Annotated in this window: 19 protein-coding genes and 3 pseudogenes; 12 read left to right on the top strand and 10 right to left on the bottom strand. The window is 41.7% G+C overall.

The window, feature by feature from the left end; all coding sequences use genetic code 11:
- Nucleotides 1-183: 183 nt before the first annotated feature.
- The gene (locus tag ACQY1X_RS16900; protein ID WP_430014916.1) at nucleotides 184-1833 is read left to right on the top strand and encodes an ABC1 kinase family protein; all 1650 of its coding nucleotides are present in this window, start codon (nucleotides 184-186) and stop codon (nucleotides 1831-1833) included.
- A 12-nt stretch (nucleotides 1834-1845) separates the two neighbouring features.
- Here the strand turns inward: ACQY1X_RS16900 and ACQY1X_RS16895 are convergent, their stop codons facing one another.
- Nucleotides 1846-2253: a hypothetical protein gene (locus ACQY1X_RS16895; RefSeq protein ID WP_430013190.1), complete on the bottom strand. Its 408-nt coding sequence runs from the start codon at nucleotides 2251-2253 to the stop codon at nucleotides 1846-1848.
- Nucleotides 2254-2433: 180 nt separating this feature from the next.
- Between ACQY1X_RS16895 and argJ the strand changes: the two genes are divergently transcribed.
- From argJ to ACQY1X_RS16875, 4 genes and pseudogenes are all read left to right on the top strand, one after another.
- Nucleotides 2434-3675 carry a bifunctional ornithine acetyltransferase/N-acetylglutamate synthase gene (gene argJ / locus ACQY1X_RS16890; protein WP_002736235.1) on the top strand — a complete coding sequence of 414 codons (1242 nt, stop codon included), beginning with the start codon at nucleotides 2434-2436 and terminating at the stop codon, nucleotides 3673-3675.
- Nucleotides 3676-3941: 266 nt separating this feature from the next.
- Nucleotides 3942-5366, top strand: coding sequence for a pentapeptide repeat-containing protein (locus tag ACQY1X_RS16885; RefSeq protein WP_430014915.1), 1425 nt, complete (start codon nucleotides 3942-3944; stop codon nucleotides 5364-5366).
- A gap of 212 nt (nucleotides 5367-5578) precedes the next feature.
- A pseudogene (locus ACQY1X_RS16880) lies at nucleotides 5579-5722 on the top strand (IS630 family transposase); the annotation flags it as partial.
- A 239-nt stretch (nucleotides 5723-5961) separates the two neighbouring features.
- Nucleotides 5962-6156: a hypothetical protein gene (locus ACQY1X_RS16875; protein WP_002737105.1), complete on the top strand. Its 195-nt coding sequence runs from the start codon at nucleotides 5962-5964 to the stop codon at nucleotides 6154-6156.
- Nucleotides 6157-6182: 26 nt separating this feature from the next.
- Here ACQY1X_RS16875 and ACQY1X_RS16870 read toward each other — a convergent pair whose 3' ends face one another.
- Nucleotides 6183-6599, bottom strand: coding sequence for a DUF1816 domain-containing protein (locus tag ACQY1X_RS16870; protein ID WP_002737782.1), 417 nt, complete (start codon nucleotides 6597-6599; stop codon nucleotides 6183-6185).
- A 363-nt stretch (nucleotides 6600-6962) separates the two neighbouring features.
- On the opposite strand from ACQY1X_RS16870, the gene ACQY1X_RS16865 reads away from it, so the two are divergent.
- Entirely contained in the window at nucleotides 6963-8075 is a 1113-nt protein-coding gene (locus tag ACQY1X_RS16865; RefSeq protein ID WP_430014914.1) for a sensor histidine kinase, read from the top strand.
- Between the two features lie 440 nt (nucleotides 8076-8515).
- On the opposite strand, the gene ACQY1X_RS16860 is transcribed toward ACQY1X_RS16865, so the two are convergent.
- Nucleotides 8516-9070 carry a hypothetical protein gene (locus ACQY1X_RS16860; protein ID WP_430014913.1) on the bottom strand — a complete coding sequence of 185 codons (555 nt, stop codon included), beginning with the start codon at nucleotides 9068-9070 and terminating at the stop codon, nucleotides 8516-8518.
- Between the two features lie 485 nt (nucleotides 9071-9555).
- On the opposite strand from ACQY1X_RS16860, the gene ACQY1X_RS16855 reads away from it, so the two are divergent.
- Complete coding sequence (locus tag ACQY1X_RS16855; protein ID WP_430013188.1) at nucleotides 9556-9789, top strand: hypothetical protein; 234 nt, start codon at nucleotides 9556-9558, stop codon at nucleotides 9787-9789.
- 200 nt (nucleotides 9790-9989) lie between these two features.
- The gene (locus tag ACQY1X_RS16850) at nucleotides 9990-11741 is read left to right on the top strand and encodes a mechanosensitive ion channel family protein (RefSeq protein WP_287637777.1); all 1752 of its coding nucleotides are present in this window, start codon (nucleotides 9990-9992) and stop codon (nucleotides 11739-11741) included.
- Between the two features lie 57 nt (nucleotides 11742-11798).
- On the opposite strand, the pseudogene ACQY1X_RS16845 reads toward ACQY1X_RS16850, so the two are convergent.
- The 6 genes and pseudogenes from ACQY1X_RS16845 to ACQY1X_RS16820 form a co-directional block, all read right to left on the bottom strand.
- Nucleotides 11799-12015 (bottom strand): annotated as a pseudogene (locus tag ACQY1X_RS16845) (transposase); the annotation flags it as partial.
- Nucleotides 12016-12251: 236 nt separating this feature from the next.
- A complete protein-coding gene (locus tag ACQY1X_RS16840) occupies nucleotides 12252-13292 on the bottom strand; it encodes a sulfate/molybdate ABC transporter ATP-binding protein (protein ID WP_430014912.1) in 1041 nt (346 codons plus the stop codon).
- 80 nt (nucleotides 13293-13372) lie between these two features.
- Entirely contained in the window at nucleotides 13373-14215 is an 843-nt protein-coding gene (gene cysW, locus ACQY1X_RS16835) for a sulfate ABC transporter permease subunit CysW (RefSeq protein ID WP_002736746.1), read from the bottom strand.
- 41 nt (nucleotides 14216-14256) lie between these two features.
- Complete coding sequence (gene cysT / locus ACQY1X_RS16830) at nucleotides 14257-15099, bottom strand: sulfate ABC transporter permease subunit CysT (RefSeq protein WP_430014911.1); 843 nt, start codon at nucleotides 15097-15099, stop codon at nucleotides 14257-14259.
- Nucleotides 15100-15223: 124 nt separating this feature from the next.
- Entirely contained in the window at nucleotides 15224-15565 is a 342-nt protein-coding gene (locus ACQY1X_RS16825) for an NIL domain-containing protein (protein WP_002768372.1), read from the bottom strand.
- Between the two features lie 12 nt (nucleotides 15566-15577).
- Nucleotides 15578-16621 carry a sulfate ABC transporter substrate-binding protein gene (locus tag ACQY1X_RS16820; RefSeq protein WP_430014910.1) on the bottom strand — a complete coding sequence of 348 codons (1044 nt, stop codon included), beginning with the start codon at nucleotides 16619-16621 and terminating at the stop codon, nucleotides 15578-15580.
- A gap of 170 nt (nucleotides 16622-16791) precedes the next feature.
- Here ACQY1X_RS16820 and ACQY1X_RS16815 point away from each other — a divergent pair, with 170 nt between their 5' ends.
- Nucleotides 16792-17571 (top strand): Crp/Fnr family transcriptional regulator, encoded by a 780-nt coding sequence (locus ACQY1X_RS16815; RefSeq protein ID WP_002794831.1) that lies wholly within the window; start codon nucleotides 16792-16794, stop codon nucleotides 17569-17571.
- Between the two features lie 19 nt (nucleotides 17572-17590).
- On the opposite strand, the gene rnc is transcribed toward ACQY1X_RS16815, so the two are convergent.
- The gene (rnc, locus tag ACQY1X_RS16810) at nucleotides 17591-18268 is read right to left on the bottom strand and encodes a ribonuclease III (RefSeq protein ID WP_130756530.1); all 678 of its coding nucleotides are present in this window, start codon (nucleotides 18266-18268) and stop codon (nucleotides 17591-17593) included.
- 54 nt (nucleotides 18269-18322) lie between these two features.
- On the opposite strand from rnc, the gene ACQY1X_RS16805 reads away from it, so the two are divergent.
- The 3 genes and pseudogenes from ACQY1X_RS16805 (at nucleotide 18323) to ACQY1X_RS16795 (ending at nucleotide 20662) form a co-directional block, all read left to right on the top strand.
- A complete protein-coding gene (locus tag ACQY1X_RS16805; protein ID WP_430014909.1) occupies nucleotides 18323-18877 on the top strand; it encodes a hypothetical protein in 555 nt (184 codons plus the stop codon).
- 441 nt (nucleotides 18878-19318) lie between these two features.
- Entirely contained in the window at nucleotides 19319-19471 is a 153-nt protein-coding gene (locus ACQY1X_RS16800) for a hypothetical protein (protein WP_172963124.1), read from the top strand.
- Between the two features lie 3 nt (nucleotides 19472-19474).
- Nucleotides 19475-20662 (top strand): annotated as a pseudogene (locus ACQY1X_RS16795) (RNA-guided endonuclease InsQ/TnpB family protein).
- Nucleotides 20663-20792: the final 130 nt, after the last annotated feature.

The raw sequence follows: 20792 nt of genomic DNA, 5'->3' as shown, positions 1-20792 counted from the left end.
TACAGGACACAATCGCCAATGAAGATGCAAGCTTTTGAATCACGATTCTCTCAAAACCTTGCACATATTTTTACCTCGTCTATATTTCACATTTATTCAGCCAGCCCTACTTAATACTGCTCACTTAAAAGTCAAATCTGATAACTGATAACTGATAACTGATCACTGATAACTGATAATACCGTGTTCTCACTCCCCCAAACCAGTCAAAGACAAAAAGAAATCCTTGAGATAGTTCTCGGCAATGGTTGGGACTATATGCGCGGGGTTTTAACCCTAGGAAAAACAGAAAATCCCCAGATTCCCACCCCAGAAGTTCTCAAAAAAATCCTTGTGGAATTGGGTCCTTTTTATGTCAAATTGGGACAGTTACTTAGTACCCGTCCCGATCTGCTACCCGCTAATTATATCGAGGCTTTAACTGCCCTACAAGCGCAAGTTCCTCCCGTTGCCTGGACAGATATAGAAATAGTCATCACCGAACAGTTAGCAAAACCGATCGAACAGGTATTTAAGTATATTAATACCCAACCGATCGCCGCAGGATCGATCGGGCAAATTCATCGGGCAACTTTATTATCTGGGGAGGAAGTAGCGATTAAAGTCTTGCGTCCGGGGATCGAAAAAATTGTCGCCCAAGATAGTGCCTTAATTAAGGGAATTGCTGATTTAGTTGCCCTCACAGAATTTGGTCAAAGTTATGACGTTGTTGACTTAGCAGAGGAGTTTATTAAAGCAGTTAATGCGGAATTAGATTTCACCCAAGAAGGTCATTATACTGACCAATTACGCTATAATTTAACCCAGAGTCGGTGGTCAGAACCCAAACAGTTAGTTATTCCTAAAATTTATTGGCACTTAACTAATTCCAAGCTATTAGTGTTAGAATGGTTAGAAGGAAAACAAATTTTAGAGGCTGATGTTTCTAGACCGCCAACTGAGCAAGCAATTTCCCAAAGAAAAAGCGAAATAACTAGAATTTTGTTTCGGTCATTTTTTCAACAAATTTATATTGATGGCTTCTTTCATGCCGATCCTCACCCGGGTAATATCTTCTATCTTGACGATGGTAGAGTAGCTTTAATTGACTGTGGTATGGTGGGCAGATTAGACCCGCAAACTCAACAAATTTTAACAGAATTGTTATTAGCAATTGTTGACTTAGATGCGAAAAGATGCAGTCAACTAACTATTAAACTGTCCGAGTCAGTAGTCCCGATTACTTTAGTACAATTAGAGGTAGATTATGAGCGGATGTTGCGAAAATATTATAACCTCAATTTAAATCAAATTAACTTTAGTGAGGTGGTTTATGAACTTTTGCAAATTGCCCGTCGCAATAGAATTAAACTCCCGGGTAATTTAGGTTTATTCGCCAAAAGTCTCGCCAATCTAGAAGGAACTGCCCGAAAATTTAATCCTGATATTAATATCCTAGAAGAAGTCAAACCGCTATTAACTAATATTCTTGAACAACAGTTAATCGGTAGCACTCCCCTACAAACTGCCCTAAGAACAGTTTTAGACTTGAAATCTTTTTCCCTGAAATATCCCCGTCAAATTGAAGTTTTACTAGATGGTTTAACCTCGGAAACTTTAAATGTTAATCTGAAAATTCGTGAATTAGATAATCTCCGTCGCAGTTTAGATAATTCCGCCAATCGACTAGCTTTTAGTGTGATTATTGGTTCCTTAATTATCGGGGCTGCTATTGTTACGGCCAGCACCCAATCTCGGCAATTAACTATTATTAGTACCGTATTATTTGCTACAGCTAGTTTTATCGGTTTATGGTTAGTTATCGGTATCCTGCGATCAGGAAGATTGCGCTAGAAATTATCGACATTAAATTAAGATTTGTTGTTGTAAAAATTTCGCCCACCGACTAGCCAATTCAACTTCAGTAAAAGGAATTTTTTCAGGTGATCGCTCCTTAAAAATAAATTCTAGAAAAGGGGAACCCTGCGGGGGAAGAGCATCTAAATCCACCACTTGATTATTAACTAACAAACGGATTTCTTTGACCTCCTCTAGGGAAAAAGTTTGTAAATTGATCACTCCCTTACGAGTTGGCTTTCCCCAAGTGATAATTTTATCTTTTTGACCTAAGACAGAATATATATCATACTTAGCTCGATCGAAGTTTTCCGCCCATTCTCGATAGATTTCCACTTTTTGGTATTCATTCCAACCACTCCAAGCCAACCAAATAAACAGAATTAATAAAGGTGTCCACAATAAACCGCGTTCCATAAACTATCGCCCCAAAATCCTGGTCAATTAATCGTATTTTAGGCTAATTTGCAGCCAGTAATTATCAGCCGTCGGCCTTTTTTCCCCACTTCCCAACCCGAAACGGTCAAACCCTTTGCTAATTTTTGGCTTTTTACTTGCTATAATCGAGTGTCGAATTTGAGTAGGAGACGGGAGAAAATGGCCGATTGGCAGGAAATAGAGGGGGGGATCACGGCCCCAAAAGGATTTAAATCCGCAGGGATGGCCGCGGGCTTAAAACCGTCCGGTTTGCCCGATTTAGCCCTAATTGTCTCGGAAACAGAAGCGATCGCCGCCGGAGTCTTTACCACCAGTCAAGTGCGGGCCGCTTGCGTCGATTATTGCCGTCAACGCCTACAAACTAAAGCCAGCGCCAGGGCGATTTTGTGTAATGCTGGCCAAGCAAACGCCGCCACGGGGGAAGCTGGATGGCAAGATGCTCTCGATAGTGCCGCCGCCTTGAGCCAAGTTTTAGGGATTCCCGCCGATGCAATTTTGCTGGCTTCTACAGGAGTGATCGGGCAACGGATTCGCATGGATGCGTTAACCGCCGCTTTACCGACCTTAGCGGGTTTATTGTCGGAAAATGGCGGCGAAAGCACGGCCCGGGCGATTATGACCACGGATCTAGTCCCCAAATCGATCGCCTTGCAAACCACCATCGATGGTCGTCCGGTCACAATTGGGGGAATTGCCAAGGGATCGGGGATGATTCACCCGAATATGGCGACGATGCTCTCCTTTATTACCTGTGATGCCGCAGTATCGACGGTTCTCTGGCAAAGTATGTTAAGTCGGGCGGCTAATAAAAGTTTTAATCAGATTACGGTGGATGGGGACACCAGTACCAATGACAGTCTGATCGCCTTGGCTAATGGTCAATCGCGCACCACGGCGATCACAGAAATGGGCCGGGATGCCCAAAAGTTAGAGGCCATGTTAACGGAAGTTTGTCAATACTTGGCTAAAGCGATCGCCCGGGATGGGGAAGGAGCCACCTGTTTAATAGAAGTGCGGGTTTCGGGGGCGGCCGATGATCAGTCCGCTCGTCAGATTGCTCGCACCATTGCCGGTTCTTCCTTAGTAAAATCGGCGGTTTTCGGTCGAGATCCCAACTGGGGACGAATTGCGGCGGCCGCGGGCCGGGCCGGGGTTGTCTTCCATCAAGAAGATCTGCAAATCAAGTTAGGCGACTTCGTGATGATGGAAAATGGTCAACCTCTGGCGTTCGATCGAGCTAGTGCCAGTAATTACCTGAAAGCGGCAGCAAGCGGGGCTTATTTACGAGAAGATACCGTTTTAATGTCTATCTGTATCGGTAACGGTTCGGGAACAGGTACGGCCTGGGGTTGCGATCTTAGTTACGATTACGTCAAAATTAACGCCGAGTACACCACTTAAAGCGATCGATTCTCTAAACAGGCTCTCTTGTCCTTGCTGGATTGTATCCCAACAGCTTGATCAACGGTTGATGTTAGGCTCTAGTCTATACCGACAATCTCGATGATCGATCCTGTTGATTACACAGCAGCCAAGAGAGCCGATTACTCGATTAACAGATAAACTTTAATGGTTGGATTTTACTGAATTTCAACCAACCTCGAAAACAGTTTTGTCAGTCCCTCAGTCCCTTGGCAAAATCCATCTATTGGTGGGGAAAACGCTGCATGGTTCCGAAAAAATCACCACGAATTCCTTTAGAATTGCACCAGATCAAGGCTTACGAGTTTTATCAACAACGGCTGGCATCGGGTAAAGAAGGCAATGAGATAGATGACTGGCAGCAAGCGAAAGAATATTTTAGCCAACATCCCAGAGCGATTCTTGCTTGGAATCTAAAGATGCCCTATCGCGGGGGAAAAAGGCTAATTAAAAGATTGTTGCTATCGCTCCAGTCTCTTGTCAGAGTTGCTTGGAAACTGCTAATCTTTCCCTTCTGGCTATTTCAGCAAATACCGGGGCTTTTTGCCCGTGAAGACAAAGACAGCCGCACCTTTGCCATTGATGTGGTCAAAACGATTATTTCTGCCCTGGGATTAATTGCTACCCTTTTGGCAGGAATTGGGCTTTTTGTCAATTATCTCAATTCTCAAGCGGAAAGGCAACTGATTCAGGAACGTCTGATTACCGAGCGCTTCTCGAAAGCTGTCGAGCAAATCGGTAATCCTAAAGAGGAGGTGGTAATTGGCGGCATTTACTCCCTAGAGCGAATTGCCAAAGATTCTCCCAAGGATCAATGGACAATTATGGAAGTGCTGACTTCCTACATTCGTAAAAATTCCCCCATTCCCTCGAATATTGAACAACTGGAGCCAGAGGAAAGACAGAAGGCCCTAGAAAAACTCCCTTCCGTGAGTATTCCAGTTCAGGCCGCTTTAACGGTAATCGGGCGGCGTAAAGTTGAGAATGACCAAGCTGGGGATAATTTGGCTGAAACAAATGACTCTAATAAAATTAAAATTCTTGATTTAAGTCGGACAAATTTGAGGGGAGCCAACCTCAACCGAGCCAACCTCAACCGAGCCAACCTCGACGGAGCCAACCTCAACGGAGCCAAACTCTGGGTAGCCTACCTCAACGGAGCCAACCTCAACGGAGCCTACCTCAACGGAGCCAAACTCTGGGTAGCCTACCTCAACGGAGCCAACCTCAACCGAGCCAACCTCAACGGAGCCAACCTCAACGGAGCCAACCTCAACGGAGCCTACCTCAACGGAGCCATCCTCAACGGAGCCTACCTCTACGGAGCCTACCTCAACGGAGCCGACCTCAAGGGAGCCAAGCTCAACGGAGCCAGCCTCAACCGAGCCAACCTCATCGAAGCCAACCTCAACCGAGCCGACCTCAACCGAGCCAAGCTCAACGGAGCCAACCTCAACGGAGCCAACCTCTTCGGAGCCGAGGATCTTTATCCAGAAAGAATTAAATCGGCCTGCTTTTGGGAAAAAGCAATATACACGGAATCCAAGTGGGATGAAGATAAACAATTATGGGTGGCTGAGGACCGGGAAGCCAATCAACGAGAAATCGAGAAACTCAAAAGGGACAAAAACTCAGATCCGCCAAATCCGATCGATTGTAATACTAAATAGGGTCTGCGGCAAAAAGTACGGGCGAAGCATTCGGATAGAAAATCTCCGGTTTCACGGATAGGTTATGCCCAAATGCTTCGCCCCTACAGGACGCGGGCCGATGAAAACGCAAGGTTTGGAAGCATGATTCTCTCAAAATCTTGCACCTGTTTGGCGAGAAAAGCCACAAAACCCTTACCTTACCTACATTTCACATTTATTCAGCCAACCCTAAATATTATGAAAACTTTTCTGACTTTTCTTCAGCTATTTATGAATGTCTGAATGATGCCCATCTGAAACATAAAAAAGAACTGAATTCCTTGCTTACTCTACCATTTCAGAAGTTGAATAAATCTCAGATTATGAACGTCTAAAGTATAGTTGGTCGTTAATTGCCATGTCTGCTATGATACAATTAGGGGGTGCTGCTTTAGCAAAGATTGATAGTGAACACTCATTATTATATTAATAAATATGAATAAATATGAAGTAATTTAAGTTTCCAAGAGAATGAACCCGATCTTTTTTACTATGGGGGTAAAACTGATTTTCAATTTCTCAGCTTGAAAGGTGAACCCAGATTAAGCTATCTGAACAATAAGAGGACAAGCCAATGTTTGAAGATTTTACCTATATTACCGATGAGGCTTTTTTAGAGAATTATTGGTGGGAAGAAAAAGTTATCTGTTCCCACTGCCAAGGCAAAGGAAGAATCTATCTAGAGACAGAGAATGAATCCGTCCCCTGTAAATTCTGTGAAGGTGAAGGCATTATTCAACGAAAACAAAAGGAGACTAACTATTCCTAAAAATCTGTATAATTAGATACCATATATTAAAAATCTTCTTGAGTTAAAACCTCGGGCTGACATTGTTTAATTTCGCTGTTAATCCCCACGGCAGATTCCGATTGTAGGTCTTCGATATAACCGGATTGATGGGATAAAGCTTCAGAAAAACTCTCAAACGGACCGAAATAATAGAGACATTTCGGCTGAGTGGTGGTGATCTCTATCCACCAGGGTTGAGGTGGTAAACTAGGCTTAATGGAGACAGTTTCTGGGTCAAGAGGCTTTATACTGAGAATCCTGGCACCTTGGCGCAGGAGGCGCTGTGTTTCTTGACTCATGCGGCTTTTAGGTACTCGCAGGACTGTCCGGGAGAAGCGTTGAGGCAAAGAGCCAGAAGAACCGGAAAAAACAACTTCATAGAGAAATATTTGATTCTCTCCCTGATTATTAGCCTCTAGCATACAGAAAAGATTCTCTTTTGGGGGTAAGGGTTAAAAAAAACAGACGCTACTTTGAGCAGATGACTCAAGCAAAATCATCTCCTAACAGAGTAGCGCATCTTGATACCATAGCATAGAGCGGCAAAAAGTTAGGTTTTGACCTATTCTCCCCTCACAGCATGGCTTAAGGGGAGATTCTTCCACAGGAAGAACCCGATAGAGTTCTTTATGATGCTGTAGCCGGATATATGGCTGTTATCTTAATGGTGAGGTACAAAGTTTTTGTTTTCGGGAGTCGGTCGTCGATGCCCAATCCTGTTATACTTCATCTTTATGATAAACAATGTTAATAATATTGACGACAAATAGAGTTTTTTACCAAATATGCAGCCACCAAAATTAAGCTTAGGAACCAGATTATTTTTATCCCATCTCCTCGTTATGGTGGTGGGATTGAGTAGCTTTATTATCATTGCTAAATTATCTTCTCCCCGAATGTTTGTTTTGCGTTTGGAACAGTTAGAAAGGCAGGGATTTTTTACCGTGCGCTCGGCAAGAACTTTCTTGGTTAGGGGTTTTGAGACGGCTTGGGATAGTAGTGCTATTTGGTCATTTATTGCGGGAGGAAGTGCAGCTGGTTATCTGAGTTTTTTGGTTTCTCAACGCATTATGAAACCGGTAAAACAAATCAAACAAATCACTAAAAATTTTGCGGAAGGGGATTTATCGGCGCGAGTTCCAGAAAGCGAAATCCCAGAATTAAATCAATTAGCCATCAGTTTTAATCAGATGGCGATTAGTTTAGCCGATGTGGAAAAACGGCGCCAGGAATTAATCGGTGATCTTACCCACGAATTACGCACCCCTTTAACTGTGGTACGGGGATATCTGGAGGAATTAGCCGATGGTGCGATCGAACCTAATCCAGAACTTTATCAGAAATTAGTGAAAGAAACCCGCCGGTTAGAACGTTTAACCCACGATCTACAGGAGCTATCGCAAGCGGAATCTGGTTATCTCTCGATTAAACTGCAACCTGTTAATTTATTAACTTTGTTAAATTCTCTTATCGAAAAATTTGCCGATCAATTATTAGAAGATGGACCGACTTTACAGTTAGATTGTCCCCCCAATTTACCATCTGTCATGGCCGATCCCGATCGCCTCGAACAAATTTTAGTTAATCTGCTCGGTAATGCCATTCGTTACACCGATCATGGTGCAATTACCCTGCAAGTGACAAGGGACAAAAATCACCTACAAATTGCCGTTATCGACACGGGAATCGGCATCGCAGCAGAGGATTTACCCTTTATTTTCGAGCGCTTTTGGCGGGCAGATCGTTCTCGTTCCCGTTATTCTGGGGGTAGTGGTATTGGTTTAGCGATTACCCGTCGTTTAGTGGAATTACACCAAAGTCAAATGGAGGTAGAAAGTGAATTAGGTAAAGGCAGCACTTTTCGTTTTTCCCTAGCAGTATCTCCGAATTGGGAGTAGGGGTTTTTTTAGTGATCGGTAAACAGTAATCGGTAAGGGGAGACGGGAGAAGGGGGAGATGGAGCGGGGAGAGAGAGTTTGAGCATTTGTACTAAAATATCTAATAGACATCTCCAAAAATTATAACCCAGTCACAGCTTGCTTTTAGCTTTTGTACTAACTGAGTAGTTCTAAGCTGAAATGTGTATCTATCGTTGCTAATTCAATTTCACTGAAAAAATATGAAACAATTAAAATCATTTTTATTTGCTTAGATTCCTTAACTAGAAAAACTTTTAGTCTTAAGATATAGTCATTTCAGATAATTCTGATACAGTCTAGACTGGTTGAACCCTTATGAACTCTGGCATTGATATTCTCAATCCTAATTGAAATGACTATAATATTTAGATGGAGGTCTAATAGGCAGTTTCAATGCAGTACGGCTGATAACCAGATGACTATTCAGGAGAAGACAAGTGGCGAAAAATCTGGCTGGCGATGGCTGCACTCCGGCGAATTTGTTCAATTTCGGAAAGACTTTGCCAATCTTCGGTGTCTATAGTGGTTTTGCTCTGGCCATTACGCATAGTATAGGCGTAGGGACGGGCAAAAACCTGTAAATCTTCTGGAGACCATTGGGGAAAAAGCTCGCTAAGACAAACAACAAGGCGATCGAAGTTATCTAATTGACTATTAACTAGATTTTCAGCACTTTCTACTAGACGATTTAAATGTTCGGCTGGCAGTAAAGAGGCAAATTTATCAAAGATATTAGACCGGGATGAAAGGGAAACTGTCGGGAATTTTTGGTGTAAACTGCTAAAGAATCTATGAGCTTGTGCCTCGATCGCCGTCGCTTCTAGTCCTTCACACAGAGAAAAAGGCGTTTCTGTCACGTCTAAGGGATCATTACCCTCAACAGCGGTTACATCCCAGGGATAGGTGACTTCTTCTTCGATCAGGATTGCCAGAAGTTCCGCGTTAATCTGTTCGGATAGGGATAAATGGCTCATAAACGATACTCCATATTTTGGCCTTTGTGGCGTTCAATGAGTAACTACATCTTGGTTTTGACAATTCCCGAAGCTACCAACAGACTTCTAGTGGAAGCCAGACGAGAGGTACTCTTGCCATAGTAGCAATAATTAACCCCTGCATATTATAGCGGTTTTCACAGAAGTGAGTCCCGATTGAAACGCTGAAACGCCTATCTATCAAGGGATTTACTATACCTTATGAGACTGAAAACCGCTATATTATTGATTACTTTTTGACTTTTGCCAGGGGTTGATGAGAAAAGTGACATAAACTTGTCAACGCCTGAATTTGGTTATTGGCTAACTCTTCTAGGTTAATTGATCGTAGCTCCTGAGCAATTGTACTAGGATAGATAGAATTGCTACGGCGTTTTATTGACTGGTGTGACTAGATAATTTTGCTAACTTTCTGCTGACATTTGCTCCCCCATCTCCCCACTCCCCCATCTCCCTAATCTCCTATGGCTTTTAAACAGGATTTAGTATTAGTACAGTCGCCAGGAATTACCAGCAGCGATCACTTAATTTACCCACTGGATTTTTGTGAGAGAATAGTTAGGGATAATTCTGCTTTGATCTATGATCAAAAAAACCGGCTCTTCTGGTTTATGTGTGGAAACGAAGCCTATACTGATAGTTTCTTCGGCAAAATAGTCGTAAAAGTCCTTCTCAGTCAACATTTCACGATTCCATAAGCAAAAATTATCACACAAAGTCGAGAAGAGCCAAAAAACCTCTAGAAAACCACGCTATACTCAAATTCGCTGGCTCTGTCAAATAATTGTCGCCCTGATTGTATTCATGTTGCCGGGGACAATTACTCTGCGACTGGTTTTAGCTTTTCTTAATGCCTAAACCTTACCCGACTACACCCAGAAAAATCTGACTTAATCCTATGAAATTTGTACCGTTTGTCGATATTAATCAAAGATATTCAATGCCAACTACAGCATCTAAAGCTAGAGGATGGATGAAAAAAATTGGGCATACTTTGGTAATATTTATCGTAGTTTTACTACTGACTCTAACCTCCCCTCTTTTGGGAATAGCTCAAAATCCGACACAACCGGAAAATAAAATTGACGGCTTTCCAGTTATGTTAGATGGAAAAACTCTCTTTTTTATCCGGCGTGGAGTTTCTTCATTTTCGGCGGAGGAGAGAGCTAGCGCTATTACCCGGAGAATTGAAAGAATTGCTCAAAATGATTCTATTCCTGTTGAGAACCTGACAATTAAGCAGATTCCTGATGATAACTCACTTTATTTAAGTGTAGATCAAGAAGTAATTCTAACGGTGACGGAGCGAGATGCAAAAGCCTATCGTTCAACGCCGGAGGTTTTAGCTCAACAAGCTTTACAAAAAATTCAGGTTGCTATCGCTCAATATCGCCAAGATCGAAAACCCGAACAACTACTTAAGAACATCATTTATACGGTTATAGCCAGCTTTGCCTTCCTGATTATTAGCTTTGCAGTTATCAAAATTTCAGGGAAGCTATTTCCCTTTATTAGACGTTTGATTGAATCCTTGACGCCAGGCATTCAAATCGGGAATGTTGAGATCATATCTTCCTCTAATATAAGCTTTTTTTGGTTGCGAGTTCTTCGCATAATTCGCTTCTTTGTTCTGTTTTTATTATTATTTAATTATGCCACATTTGTACTTCGTTTATTTCCCTGGACAAGAGTTTTTGGTGAGAGTATTTTAGGCTATTTTTCTCAATCATTAGAACTGGTTTTGTCGTCCATTGGCAAATATCTTCCCAATGCCTTTATTATTGCCATAATCATTTTTATCACTTACTACTTAATCGGGCTAATCAAGCCATTTTTTACAGCAATAGAAAGAGGAAATCTGGTTATTCCTGGTTTTTATACTGATTGGGCTAAACCGACTTACAATATCCTATTAGTCATAATTATTGCCATAGCAGCAATAGTTGCTTTTCCCTATTTGCCTGGTTTTGATTCCCCTGCTTTCCGAGGTGTTTCTGTTTTTCTTGGTCTTCTTTTATCCCTTGGTTCTACTTCGGCAATCGCCAATGTTATTGGGGGAATTATTCTTATTTATACCCGGGCATTTCGCATCGGAGATCACATTCAAGTAGGAGATGTAATTGGCGATCTAATTGAAAAAAACTTCCTAGTCATTCGCATTTGTACTCCCACTAATAAAATCATTACTATTCCTAACTCATCTTTATTAAGTAGTAATGTGATTAACTTTAGTATTTCCTCGCGGGAATTAAACAGAAATCTAATTATTCAGACAACGATTACCCTAGGGTACGATCTGCCCTGGCGAAAAGCCCACAAAACCTTAATTGAAGCTGCACTAGAGACCGAGCATATTCTCAAAGAACCCGCACCTTTTGTCCTGCAAACTAGCCTAGATAATTTTTACATCAGTTATCAATTGAACGCTTACACTAACCAACCCAATTTAATGGTAATCATTTATTCAGAACTCCATCAAAATATTCAAGATAAGTGTAATGAAGCTGGGATTGAGATTCTTTCTCCCAGTTACACCTCCCTACGAGATGGAAATACAACAACCATTCCCGAAAATTATTTACCTTCCGATTATGTTGCGCCTCCCTTTCGCGTTCAATCTTCAGACAATCAGGAAAACAACACATTATGATAGTAAATCCGTTTTTAAGCACTCACTGTTGGCGGATTATTAATATGATGAGCCAATTCAAGTCTGAATTGCATCACTGTCCGATTTACCTTCATAGAATAGCTGATTTGGGGTACGATAATTAAGACATTTTTGAGGACGATTGTTAATAGAGTTTACGGCTCTTTCTACCTGCTCTAGCTTAAGGATTTTAAAATTCGTTACCCTTGGGAAAAAATTGTCTCAATAGTCCCTTAATCTGCTCGTTTAATCCCCTGTCCCAAGAACGATAAGGCTCTGATTTGTTTTTGTATTGATCGGACAGTACCTGATCAGCCTTTCTTTGTTAACTATTGAGGTTGATGCGTTTCATTTTTGAATTGGCTATTACTTAAAAATAATTGTCTTAGTCAAACATTATAGCAGTTATCTTAATGGTGAGACAGGAAGTTTTTTTGGGGAGTCGATCATCAATAGCAAATTAGGTTGTACTTTATCCTGATGAGAAAAGCTGTAACACAACTAAGGTTTTTAAATTGAATAATCGATAAATTTCTCAATTTTATTGTCAAAATCTGTGAGTAAGGTCGCTTTTCTCGGTTTTAAATGTACCGTTTGTTCTGGTTGTAACTGTAATTGCTTGTACTCCTCACGATTGAGATAAGCCACCACCATTTCCCCATCGGCTAACATTAATTCTACTTGTATTTCCCAGCCTAAATGAATAACTCTTTTTACCACTGCCCAACTATTCAACCCATCTTGTTCGGGAATGATTTCGAGGTCGTGGGGACGGATAAAGACGGTGGAATTATCCCCCTGATGATACCCTTTTCCTAATCCTGCTAGATTAGGTAAAATATTCACTTCTCCAATAAATTGCATCACAAAAGGTGTAGCGGGATGATCGTAAATTTCGGCGGGAGAACCCACCTGTTCAATTTTACCATGATTCATCACGACAATCGTATCGGCCACCTCCATTGCTTCCTCTTGATCGTGGGTAACAAAAACACTGGTAACGTGAACTTCTTCGTGTAAATTTCTCAGCCATACCCTTAATTCTTTTCTGACTTTTGCATCTAAAGCCCCAAAGGGTTCATCTAATAATAATACCTTCGGTTGAATGGCTAAAGCGCGGGCTAAAGCTACTCTTTGCCGTTGTCCTCCCGATAATTGGGCGGGATAGCGATCGCCTAATCCTTGTAATTGAATTAATTCTAATAGTTCCTCAACTTTTTTCTTAATTACCGGCGATTTTTGCTGGCGAATTTTTAGACCAAAAGCAATATTTTGGCGGACAGTTAAATGTTTAAATAGGGCATAATGTTGAAAAACAAAGCCGATATTTCTCCGTCTAGGGTCCAGATGGGTGGTATCTTGTCCGTTAATGATAATTGCGCCACTGTCGGGAGTTTCTAATCCCGCAATTGAACGTAATAAGGTGGATTTTCCCGATCCCGATGGTCCGAGGAGGGCGACTAATTTACCTTCAGGAATGGTTAAATTGATATTATCTAAGGCTTGAAAATTGCCGAAACGTTTAGAAACTTGCTGGATGATAATACTCATATTTTTAGGTTTTTTGTAGAACGTAGGTTGGGTTGAAGCATGAAACCCAACGCCCGCTCATATTTTTAGGTTTTTTGTAGTTAGGTAGTGTGAATTTTGTGGGCGGTTTTACGTTCGAGAATTTCTTTGATAATTAAAGTAACTCCCGCTAGTAAAGCTAGAATAGCCGCCGCACTAAAAGCGGCAGGAGTGAGATAATTTTTATAAGCCTGTTCTACGAAAATTGGCAGGGTGGCAGTTCTCCCTAAAATACTGCCAGAAACCACAGAAACCGCCCCAAATTCTCCCATCGCCCGGGCATTAGTTAACAGCACTCCGTACATCAACCCCCAACGAATATTAGGTAAAGTAACGCGCCAGAAAATCTGCCAATCATTTGCCCCTAAAGTGCGCCCCGCTTCCTCTTGTTCTAAGCCAATTTCTTCTAAGACTGGGATAACTTCTCTAGCGACAAAAGGCATGGTGACAAAGATAGTTGCTAATACCATTCCGGGTAAAGCAAAAAGTATTTTTATATCGAAAAATTCTAGAAAAGAACCTAACCAACCATTGCGCCCATAGAGCAGTACAATCATTAAACCCGCTACCACAGGAGAAACGGCAAAGGGTAAGTCAATTAAACTAATTAATAACGTTTTGCCACGAAATTGATTGCGAGCAATTACCCAAGCTGCACAAAGTCCGAAAATTGTGTTTAAGGGTACAGTAATTAGGGCAATAATTACTGTTAATCTTACCGCTTCGATAAAGTCAGAGGTTCCCGCCGCTTCTAAAAAAGCTTGGAATCCATTGCGAAAAGCATAGTAAAATACTGCTGCTGCTGGAATAAATAATAACAGTGCCAGATAGACAAGGGCAATGATAATTAGTAGGGGTTTGTAATCCCATTCTTTCTGTTTAGTTAAGGCTTTTGGATTCTGCATTTTTGATCTGTCTCCAGTCATACTGTAATGTTTTTTACTCTTTACTTAACTCTGTATTTTTGCCCCCATTGTTGCAGGAAATTAATTACTACTAACATCCCTAGGGAAACCAGCAATAAAACCATGCCGATTACTGTCGCCCCCGTGTAATCATATTCCTCTAGTCTTTGGAAGATTAAAACTGGGGCAATTAAATCCTTAAAGGGAATATTAGAGGAGATAATAACTACAGAACCATATTCACCGATCGCTCTGGCAAAACCGAGGGCAACTCCTGTTAAAATAGCGGGCAGTATTGTGGGAAAAATCACTCGCCAAAAGATTTGCCAAGAGGAAGCTCCGAGGGATAAAGCTGCTTCTTCTATTTCTTTTTCCATTTCCTGTAAAACCGGCTGTAAGGTGCGGACAATGAAGGGTAAAGCGATAAATAACATCGCCACAAAAACCCCTAAAATGGTAAAGGATATCTTAATACCAAAGGGGGCAAAAAATTGACCGATCCAACCGTTATCACTATAAACTGTGGCGAGGACTAAACCAGCAACAGAAGTGGGTAAAGCAAAGGGCAAATCTACACAAGCATCGACAATTTTTTTCCCAGGAAATCGATAACGCACTAATACCCAAGCGATAATAGTGCCAAAAACTCCGTCAATTAGTCCAGCGATTAAGGAAGTAAAAAAAGTGACTTGGTAGGCGGATAAAGAAATCGGTAAAGTGGCAATGCGCCAAAATTCGGCAAAACCAAGAGTTAGGGATTTAGCAAATAGTGCCGCTGCTGGTAAAACCAACAAAACCACTAGATAACTAATGGTAATTACCCAAGGAATAGAAACTTTTTTCAGGGTTTGACTAGGAGATAAAGATAATTGTGGGTTAGCCATTGTTAATTATTGCTAAGTAAGTAGTTCCAATTAAATAGAAGATAAATTTTGCCTTTGATCCCCCCTGCCCCCCTTGATAAGGGGGGTGGGGGTCCGCCTTGATAAGGGGGGTGCCGATTAGAGATTACCAATTGTCCGCTTCTTCAAGAACTTGTGCTGAATCATACCAAACTTCTACATCTAAATCTGCCAGATAGGAAAGGGCATTTTCTATCCCTTGGGAGTTGCCTTGCAGTTGTAGATCGAACCAGCCATCTTGATTATTATTGGCAGCTAACAAAGCGGAAAATATATTCACTTTTAGACCAGGAAAAGACCCTAAACGTGCTATAATTGGCTCGTTAATATATTGTTTAGGAATCCGAATTTTTATTCTTCGGGACGTGGGGCGATCGAGTCCAGATTGATCGAGATGTAAGTCACTTTGGGGATGATTAATAGTTTGCCATTGAGGTTGATTATCCATGGTTTTTATCCTTTAAGATTTACCAGCTTTAGTCAGAATTTTATCGAACAAGCCTCCATCATCAAAAAATTGCTTTTGTACTTTATCCCAACCGCCTAAATCCTGCACGGTAAAGAGATTTTTTATCTGAGGAAATTTACTCTCAAACTCTTTAAATACCGTCGGTTCAACGGGACGAAACCCCACCTGAGCAAATTCTCTTTGGGCTGCGGGAGTAAATAAAAACTGCACAAAAGCCTCGGCCACTTTTCTCGTACCTTTTTTATCCACATTGGCATCAACAACCGCCACGGGATTATCAATAGAAATATTGTAATCGGTGGGAACAGTGTAGGACAACTTCTCGCCTTTTTGGTTAGCGAGAATCATCTCATTTTCGTAATTAATCAGCACATTTCCCTGGCCTTGTTTAAAAAATACATCACTAGATTCGCGAGCATCTCTAGGTAAAACTGGCGCATTTTTAAACACTTTTTCGACAAAAGTTTGCGCCGCTTGTTCACTGCCTCCCGCTTGCGTCACCGAACCCCAAAGAGCGAGAAAATTCCAGCGCGCTCCGCCAGAAGTCTTGGGATTAGCAGTAATAACCTTAATATTATCCTTGGCTAAATCTGACCATTGATTAATTTTAATATTGGCATCACGAGGAACAAAAGCCACTACAGACTTATGAACAATAGAGTCATTGGGTGCTTCTTTTTCCCAACCGGGTTGAATTAATCCCGCTTGCTCAATTTTCTTGGTATCCAAAGCTAAAGCCAACGCTACCACATCCGCTTCTAAACCATCGATAACGGCACGAGTTTGGGAACCGGAACCGCCATAACTCTGTTCAAAAGTGACTTTTTGCCCCGTTTTTTGTTGCCATTCCTCGACAAATTTGGGAATGATTTTTTCGTAGGCACTTTGGGTGACAGCATAGGAAACAAGTGTCACAGTCACGGGTTTTTGGCTGTCATTGCCGCTATTGGTGGGGGATGAGGTACAAGATGCCAGCATTCCTCCCGTCAGGACAGTTGCCATGAGTAGGGATAAACAAGACTGGGATGAATGCATCGGCGGCGCTCCTAAGCTTTACTCTGAGGTTGTATCTGTTTTCAGGTCTGCTTTAATCCTACAGCACAGGAAATAAAATTTCAATACATTTATAAAACAAATTGGAAATAAGGTGATAACAAGGGAAACTGTGAGAAGATAAAATCAGTGCTACATCTAGGTTTGAGACTATGGGCAAGAGCGTCAAAGCCAAAAAAACAACCCTCCTACAACAACTGATTAACCAGAGTTTTCTCTTTCGCGGACTAGAGGAAGCTTGGTTAAGTCAGTATCTCGATGCCGACAATCTCAAGTTAGAGACGCTATTTTCCAATCGTCCCGTCTATACGGCTTTTCTGCCTGATGAATTTCTAGATGTTTTGTATGTGATTTTGAATGAGGGTGTAATCGTCGTCCGCAGCACCCCCCTCGACCGGATTATTGCCATTACCTACCCCGGTGGCTGTTTTGGTATGAGGAGTTTACCCTTTAGTTATGGTTTAGCCAGTCGCGCTTTTCCCTGTTTGGTGGAATCCTATAAAACTACCCACGTCCTGAAAATTCCCTTATCGGCGCTAGAAAAGATTTACAACGATAACGAAAGTTTTCGTCAACGGTACTGTTTTTTATTTGAATTACAGCAAAAATTCGAGTATCATCTGCTTAATTGCAGTAGCTATCCACCCCAAGCTGTAGCCACTTTACTGAGAGCTTTAATCTATCAAGAAAGAGAATTAGGCAGTCAACCAGATGCCGAAAATATCTATACTTTTGATTTATCCGTCGATGTGATTGCTCGCGCTTGTCAACTCAATCAACGCACCGTCGAACAGGTATTAAAAGGATTGCAAAACGTGGGATTAATTGCCTCAGAATCGACGGGGGATTTAATTCGGGTACTGGATGCCGAGGGTTTAAAAGAAGTTTACAGTGCCACCAGAGATAAAGTTAATTGGTGGCCCCTAAGATAAGTAGGTTTGGCCTTATTTATTATTGCCATTGACAGCGCTTTAAGGCATCTTCGGCAGCCGCTTTGGTGGCATCCTGTTTCCGTTTGCCTTTACCTGTACCATAGAGAAGGTTATTAACCCGCACTTCGGCAGTAAATTCCCTAGCGTGGGGGGGGCCGGTAACATCAATGATCGCATATTCTGGATTAGAGGCGAAATTGGCCAGCGCCCACTGTTGAAAGAGATTTTTGGCATCGATAAAAGATGGCGATTCCGATTGTTGAGAGACTAAATGAGAGGCAACAGGGATAAAAAGCCCGTGCAGATAGTTTTTAACCGCATTTAACCCCGAATCTAGATAATAAGCCCCAATTATCGCTTCAAAAGTGTCCGCTAATAGGGTAGGATTTGATCGCCCCCGATCTTTAATTGCTCCCTTGCCTAAACGCATTAACTTCCCCAGGCCGATTTCAATGCCTAATTGCGCTAATTGTTCTTCTTTGACCAAATTTGACCGCAAACGGGTTAATTCGGCCTCGTTCATGGCGGGATATTTTTGATACAATAGTTCGCCCACCAAAAAAGCCAAAATCGCATCGCCTAAAAATTCTAGGCGCTCGTTATTTTCCGTCAATTCCGACTGTTCATTGACATAGGAACGATGGGTTAAAGCTTGGGTGAGAAGGAGAGCATTTTGAAAAGGAGGCAAACAAGACATTGCACGAGTAAGTCAAGAGCATTTCTTATCTTAATCTGACCCCACCTCGAATAGATGAGACGAACGATCCTTTTTTTACTGTTTTTTCCGGCTAGTTTAGGCATAATCTCCCAAATCTTCTCACCGGAAAACCTATCCGCTGCTATTCTTGCCCTAGGTATCCTGGGGATGTGTATAGAACAGGCACGCATGGCAGCGGTGGACTTGGCAGAAATTGCCCAATTTCAGCAAAAAACCAGCGATCCTCGCCTCGATCGCTTTTTTATGGTCACAATTAGTACAATTGTTTTAGAATTAGCGGGCTTTTATGTGGCTGCCCTCTCGATAGGATGGGGAGCTTTAATAGTTTTAGTCAGTCAAATTTGGTTTCAATGTTTAGCCAAGATTCAACTGCAGCCAAGCACAGAAAAAATTATTGACCATGGCATAGGGCCACGTTTACCCATCTTACTCGCTGACGGAATCGGCATAATCTTCGTGGCTTTCTGGTTAGCCAAAATCGCTCCCCTAATTATGGCCATAACTTTAACGACAATGTTATTAATCTACGGCTCTATTAAGTATAGACCTCTTGTCAAAATCAAAAATCTTCCCTTAGTTGAGGAGTAAGTAGCCAGTATTCGGTCGTCAGGAGAATCAAGAATGAGCTTTAATCAACTAAATTCTCTACTTAGAGATTTTATGCCTATTTTTCTCATTTTTGAACTCTCAAAAATTAATTATCCAAGAACTCTCCTGTAGTCCCTCGAAATTACCGCAGAAATCGAGTGCCTTAATCAACCCGACAAAAAGTTAATTTTAGAGAGAATTCCCCCAGATGAAACCATTACCCATTATTTTATCAGTAGTCCAGACGCAGGAGGCTCTCTTAGGTTTGGTGGGTAAAATGTATTCTAAGATATAGTCCTGCTGGCGAGCGAGTGGCAGGAACCACTCCAGACACAGAGGACACGAAGATTGATCGCTTCTATAGTAAGTTAAACTGACCACACAAAGAATAAGAGAGCCGTACCCCGAATGAGGTATTCTGTGAAGTTAGATCAAATAGTGATGGAATTCAGACTTGAATTCCATCACTGTTATATGCTGGTCGGCTTCAAGGCTCTCGGTTTCATCGAAAATTTGGGTCTGAAACCCCGTCGTTCTACGACGGCTTTACTGTTAAATATGAGCATCGTTTACGAAATATATGCTAAAATGTGAGGTATGGAAAAAGCCTATTCGTTTCGATTTTACCCCACACCCGAACAAGAGTCGCTATTGCGGCGCACTTTGGGCTGTGTAAGATTAGTTTACAATAAAGCTCTCCATCTCAGAACACAAGCTTGGTACGAAAAGCAAGAAAGAGTAGGCTACGCTCAAACTTCTTCAATGTTGACCGATTGGAAAAAACAAGAAGAATTAGACTTTTTAAACGAAGTTAGCTGTGTACCCTTACAACAAGGGTTAAGACATTTACAAACAGCTTTCACTAACTTCTTTGCTGGTCGTACTAAGTATCCTAACTTTAAGAAAAAACATCAGGGAGGAAGTGCCGAATTTACCAAATCTGCTTTTAAATTTAAAGACAGACAAATCTATTTAGCCAAATGCACAGAACCTTTACCTATTCGATGGTCAAGACAAATCCCAGAAAGCTGTGAACCAAGCACAGTAACAGTCAGATTACATCCGTCTGGACGTTGGCATATTTCAATAAGATTTGATGACCCAACAATTAAGCCATTACCAGTAACAGATAAAGCCATCGGAATTGACTTAGGAATTAGTAGCCTAGTAATTACCAGCGACGGCGATAAAGTATCTAATCCTAGGCATTTCAAGAAACATTATCAGAGGTTGCGAAAAGCGCAAAAAAATCTTTCTCGAAAACAGAAAGGCTCAAAAAATCGGGAAAAAGCAAGAATCAAAGTAGCCAAGATTCACGCTCAAATCACCGATAGTAGAAAAGACCATTTACATAAGCTAACCACTCAATTAGTTCGTGAAAACCAAACGATTGTGGTTGAGAATTTAGCCGTCAAGAATATGGTCAAAAACCCGAAATTATCTCAGGCAATATCTGACGTTAGTTGGGGAGAAATCACTCGACAATTAGCCTATAAATGCCGTTGGTATGGGAGAAATTACATCGAAATAGATAGATGGTTTCCTAGCTCTAAAAGGTGTAGTAATTGCGGGTATATTGCTGAGAAAATGCCGTTAAATGTTCGAGAATGGGATTGTCCAGACTGTGGGACGCACCATGACCGAGATATTAACGCAAGTAAAAATATTTTGGCCGCAGGGCTTGCGGTGTCAGTCTGTAGAGCGACCTGATGACCAGAACAGAGTAAATCTGTTAAGGCAGGTGCGAAAAATCCTTCGGGAAAGAAGCAGAAACCTAAATCGTGAGGTTTGGGAATCACCGTCCGTTTACGGCGGTGAGGATGTCAAGAGCCTTCAAGCCGACATTTTAGGTAAAGACTTTCAGGGTGTTTTGCTTGACGACTCAAATGGACTTGCTATCGGAACAATAAAAGCT

It is taken from the genome of Microcystis protocystis FBCC-A270 (assembly GCF_050500235.1).
Lineage (GTDB): Bacteria > Cyanobacteriota > Cyanobacteriia > Cyanobacteriales > Microcystaceae > Microcystis > Microcystis ichthyoblabe_A.
Note: the sequence above shows the minus strand (reverse complement) of the source record. Positions and strands in the feature narration are given on the sequence as shown.